Annotated in this window: 5 protein-coding genes and 1 pseudogene; all 6 read left to right on the top strand. The window is 45.2% G+C overall.

Annotated features, from left to right (window positions below):
* Positions 1-32 precede the first annotated feature (32 nt).
* Complete coding sequence (locus AACT21_RS06290; protein WP_026028018.1) at positions 33-476, top strand: META domain-containing protein; 444 nt, start codon at positions 33-35, stop codon at positions 474-476.
* A gap of 203 nt (positions 477-679) precedes the next feature.
* A complete protein-coding gene (locus tag AACT21_RS06285) occupies positions 680-1,819 on the top strand; it encodes an ABC transporter substrate-binding protein (RefSeq protein ID WP_064625074.1) in 1,140 nt (379 codons plus the stop codon).
* 20 nt (positions 1,820-1,839) lie between these two features.
* The gene (locus AACT21_RS06280; protein WP_094163485.1) at positions 1,840-3,561 is read left to right on the top strand and encodes an ABC transporter permease; all 1,722 of its coding nucleotides are present in this window, start codon (positions 1,840-1,842) and stop codon (positions 3,559-3,561) included.
* Positions 3,527-4,174 carry an ATP-binding cassette domain-containing protein gene (locus AACT21_RS06275; protein ID WP_094163483.1) on the top strand — a complete coding sequence of 216 codons (648 nt, stop codon included), beginning with the start codon at positions 3,527-3,529 and terminating at the stop codon, positions 4,172-4,174. The genes AACT21_RS06280 and AACT21_RS06275 overlap by 35 nt, the downstream gene beginning before the upstream one ends.
* Entirely contained in the window at positions 4,167-4,805 is a 639-nt protein-coding gene (locus AACT21_RS06270) for a CDP-alcohol phosphatidyltransferase family protein (RefSeq protein ID WP_094163480.1), read from the top strand. The genes AACT21_RS06275 and AACT21_RS06270 overlap by 8 nt, the downstream gene beginning before the upstream one ends.
* Positions 4,806-4,963: 158 nt before the next feature.
* Positions 4,964-5,325 (top strand): annotated as a pseudogene (locus tag AACT21_RS06265) (EAL domain-containing protein); the annotation flags it as partial.

The following is a 5,325-nucleotide window of genomic DNA, read 5'->3' as shown; positions in this document are numbered from 1 at the left end:
TGCGCGTTTTCCAAATTCTGGGGTCTAATACGATGAAGTTTAGTTCAAAAAAATGGCTAGCCGCAATTTCGCTACCGGTATTGGTGAGTGCCTGTGCAAGTAATGGTGATGTAGAAAGTATTACCGCTCAAGATTTGCAGCATCACAATTGGCAACTAGTGCAAATTGATGGCAAGGACGTGGTCAATAATGACAAACAAAAAGCACCGCGATTAGAAATCGGCGAAAAGATGATGGCTAGCGGTAACGCAGGTTGCAATAACTTTTTTGGGCAAGCCGAGCTAAAAGACAACCAATTCCGCATCGAAAAAATGGGCATGACCATGATGATGTGTATCGGTGATGTCATGGATACCGAGCAGGCGTTTTCTCAAACATTGTCAGATTGGAGCGAGATCAACCTGACTAAAGACAGCCTAACGCTTAAAAATGAGGTTCACACGCTCACCTTTACTTTACGTGATTGGGTAAATTAATTTCAGTCATTCTTCTCATGGCAGTCTTCTCCATCAGGCTGCCATTTCCGTAGACCACCTCACACATCATTCACCTATCTGCGACTTCTGCTTTTTCTCACCAATTCAGATCTTTTGTTTTTTTTCGTTCATAATGAATGAACATGGAAATATCTCCGGTCTATTCACTAAGTCACTGAATAAAGCGATCTTTAAGGATAATTATGAAAAAGCTCATCACCTTACTCTGCACGTGTGCCTTCGCACTTTCCGCGTCAGCGCAAACTTGGCAACAAACCATAGATGCAGCTAAAGGACAAACCGTTTACTTTCACGCGTGGGGAGGAAGCCAAGAGATTAATGAGTACATCCGCTGGGCAGGCAACGAGCTTCAAGATCGCTACGGTATCGAGTTAAAACAGGTGAAAGTGACCGATATTGCCGAGACAACAACACGGCTTATTGCAGAAAAGGCGGCCGCTAAAAATAATAATGGCAGTGTTGATCTAGTATGGATTAATGGTGAAAACTTTAAGTCCATGAAAAATAATGGTTTATTGTATGGTCCATTTACGGAGCGTTTACCTAACTGGCAATATGTTGATTCCTCACTGCCGATCGATCAAGATTTTTCAGAGCCGACTCTTGGCCTTGAAGCGCCTTGGGGTGTAGGACAACTGGTGTTTATTTACGATCAGGAAAAGCTCAATAACCCACCCCGTTCATTTTCAGAAATGTTGAGCTACGCAAAGGCGTTTCCGAATCGTGTTAGTTACCCTCGTCCTCCTGAGTTTCATGGCACCAGTTTCCTTAAAGCCTTATTGATTGAACTAACAGAGAACGATGTTGCCCTGTCTAAGCCTGTGGATGAACAAAATTTTGCCATAGTGACAGCACCTCTTTGGCGCTATCTTGATGAATTTCATCCTGTGGCCTGGCGTCAAGGCAAGCAGTTTCCCAGCGGTTCCGCTCAAATGCTGCAATTGCTTGATGATGGTCAGCTTGATCTTTCCATCAACTTTAACCCCAATGCTGTTTTTTCCGCTCAAGCAAATGGAACGCTAGCGGCCTCTACCCGCTCCTACGCGTTTGAAACAGGGGCTCTTTCTAACATTCATTTTCTCGCCATTCCTTGGAATGCGAGCGCCAAAGAAGGCGCATTGGTTGCGATCAATTTCTTACTCAGTCCGGAAGCACAATCTCGTAAAGGAGATCTTTCCATTTGGGGAGATCCATCGGTATTACAAAATGAGTTCTTAAGTGGCAGCGCTAAGAAAACTCAGCTGTTTAAATCAATCGCCGAGCCACATCCAAGTTGGCAAACGGCGCTTGAAGCCGAATGGCAACAACGCTACGGCCACTAAAGAGACTGAGATAAAGCCCGATGTTTAGAGCAAGCTATTTGCTGATTATTGTCATCTGTATTGCCCCAGTTGTTCCCGGCCTACTTGGGGTCATACTCTCCTCATTGGGCTATATTCCTCCCGTTGGCTTGCACCACTTTTCTCTAGATGGCTACATCGCCATCTTACAATGGTCGGGAGTCGGGCAATCTCTACTACTTAGCATAGGTTCTGCGTTAATCAGTACCTATCTCGCCGCAGCGATCTGCTTTGTGATATTGCAATCATTATGGCACAGCCGTCACTGGTCAAAAGTAGAGAACGCTTTGTCACCGCTACTGGCTATGCCTCACGTCGCTTTTGCCATTGGTTTTGCTTTTTTATTCTCGCCAAGCGGCATGACGGATCGCCTTTTGTATCATCTGTTTGGAACCTCATTCATGGGAGATGGCGCTTCACTTTTAGTACGCAACCCTTACGCAGTCGGGTTAACCTTAGCGTTAGCACTTAAAGAAGTTCCTTTTTTACTGCTGATGAGCATCCCCATCTTGCAGCAATTAAACATTGATAAACTGCAACAAGCAGCGGCTTCGCTGGGTTATTCTCAACCCCAACTATGGCTAAAAGTGATCTTCCCACAGTGGTTAAATAAACTGCGGTTTGCCCTCTTTGCCGTGATTGCCTACGGCGTATCCGTTGTCGATTTGGCGCTCATTTTAGGCCCCAATAATCCACCAACGTTTGCAGTATTGGTATGGCAGTGGTTTAGTGACCCTAACTTAGCCTTAATTCCTCGCGCCGCCGCTGGCGCCGTTCTGTTGTTTATACTTGCAAGCGCCATGTTATTGATCGTTCTCTTCATCGAAAAGTGTTCGACGCAACACTACAAACGCTGGCAATACTCAGGCCGCTATGCGCTTTCCTTGCCAGGAAAATCACTGTTTTTATTCATCATTACCTTATCTCTGCTGATGTTGCCTTTAATGGTGATTTGGAGTTTTGCACAACGTTGGCGCTTTCCAGACTTATGGCCCAGCCAGTTCAGTGCCCGTTTTTGGGACAACGAATGGTTGAATATCGCACCAACCATTTATCAAAGCGTACAATTAGCGCTATTCAGCACTGTGATTGCGCTGGTGTTATCTCTACTCGCTCATGAGTATAAGCTCAAATATCAGCGTCATTTACCCAGTTATTTGATCGCCTTGCCAATGCTCATTCCTCAACTTTCACTGTTATTTGGCATGCAGATCGCCACACTCTTTTTAGCCAGCGATCAGTATTGGCTTTGGGTTACATGGTCACATGTATTCTTCGCCTTTCCTTTTGTCTACCTTGCGTTGGATGGCCCGTGGCAAAGCTACAATCAAAACCTGACTAAAGCAGCGTTAAGTTTAGGAAAAACGCCGTGGCAAGTATTTTGGCAAATTAAAACGCCGCAACTCTTGCCAGCCATCGTTTACGCGGCAGCGGTTGGAATGAGTGTGAGCTTAGCGCAATATTTGCCGACTTTGATGCTCGGCGCAGGAAGGATCGCTACTATTACTACCGAAGCCGTTGCGCTCTCGAGTGGCTTTGACCGCAGAGTCACCGCTATCTATGCCATTTGGCAAGCCCTACTGCCTTTAATTTTTTTCACCTTGGCGATTGTGATCAGCCGCCTGCAAACTCATCGCCGTACCATGAACCCTATCGTTAAAAAAACTGCCCATAAGGAAGCCATTACTCATGACGTTCTGCCTCGAAAACCTCGCCATCCATAAACAAAATGGTGAAGCTCTCTTATCGGATTTAAATATCACCATCTCCCCAGGTGAAATTGTTAGCTTAATGGGGCCGAGCGGCTGCGGAAAATCAACGCTACTTAATGTAATTGCGGGTCATTTGGGGAGGAATTTTAGCTTCCAAGGCAGAGTCATACTGGACGATGTCGACATCACTTTGCGGCCTGCACATCAGCGGCAAGTCGGTATTTTATTTCAAGATGATCTGCTCTTCCCACATCTGACGGTTTGGCAAAATTTGGCTTTTGCCTTACCCAACTCGGTAAAAGGCCATGAACGGCAGTCTCAAGCAGAAAAAGCATTACAGAAAATTTCTCTCGAACATCTTGCCAATGCTTACCCAGAACAGATATCTGGGGGGCAGCGAGCACGTATTAGCTTGGCTCGCATGCTACTGGCTCAACCTAAACTGGCACTATTGGATGAACCATTTAGTAAGTTAGATAAAGCACTGCGGATCCAATTTAGGGATTGGGTCTTCAATCAACTGGTCGCCGAAGGCATTCCGACCTTGATGGTCACGCACGATAAAGACGATGTTCCGCCTAACAGCCGCATTTTAACCTGCTCATGGGAGAGCGCACATGCTTGATCGATTTAGTGTCAAAATCATTCGTTGGCCACTAGAGAAAACAGCTCAAGGGCTTCATCGCTTAGGCATTACAGCGAACCAAACGACACTCTGGGGTTTTGCTTTAGGTTGCTGTGCACTTCCTGCACTTGCTTTCTCACAATACACGCTAGCATTAGTTTTCATCATACTGAACCGAATAGCAGATGGCCTTGATGGTGCATTGGCAAGAATTCAGGGGGTCAGCGATGCGGGAGGATTTCTTGATATCAGTTTAGATTTTCTGTTTTACTCGCTCATCCCGTTTGGTTTTGTGCTGGCTTCACCTGAGCACAATGCGGTAGCTGGTGCCTTTTTGATCTTTTCTTTTATCGGTACGGGAAGCAGCTTTCTTGCCTTCGCCGTGATGGCCAGCAAGCGAAACATCCACAGCCCTATCTACAAGCATAAATCACTGTATTACATGTCAGGCTTGACTGAGGGTACAGAAACGATTGCTTGTTTCGTCCTGTTTTGTCTTTTTCCTCAACATTTTGCCTTAATAGCTTATCTATTCGGCGGCGCATGCTGGTTCACCACCATTACCCGCATTTATTCTGGATTTCAAACACTCTCTAACACTCACTCACGTCAAGAATACAACCATGATTAACGCTATCACTTTTGGCTTCGAACTACGGCTTCAAATCCAGATAATGCAATACATTGGGTAATCGTATAACTCTTCGAAATTCTCATCAATTGAACCAGTGGCATGCTAAACTGCGCACTTACTAACGCAGTGGCATAACGATGCCTAAGGTTGCATTTATGACTTTGACCAGACCCGTTAAAATAGCGATCTTACTCTTTCTGATCCCGACTCTTATTTTTTCGTTAGCCATCCCGATATTAATCAATCCGTTGACACGCTATGTGCTGGAAAGCAAACTCGATACCGTCAATCTTTACTTGGCCAATAGAGCTCAGAGCTTAAATGATATGATTTTAGATCAAGTCGCTCAGATAAATTATGAATGCCAAGCAAGCGATATGTCATTAATTCGTGATTCCAAGTACTACAACCGATTTATTAGAATGATCGCGGTTGTCAACAAAGACGGGCGTAGCTGCTCGACTGTCGGTTTCCCATTACAACTTTCGGATGAGTTGAAAGCCTATGACCTCTCTTC

Source organism: Vibrio sp. V08_P9A1T1 (assembly GCF_963874405.1).
Lineage (GTDB): Bacteria > Pseudomonadota > Gammaproteobacteria > Enterobacterales > Vibrionaceae > Vibrio > Vibrio anguillarum.
This window is presented reverse-complemented; position numbering and strand designations above follow the sequence as displayed.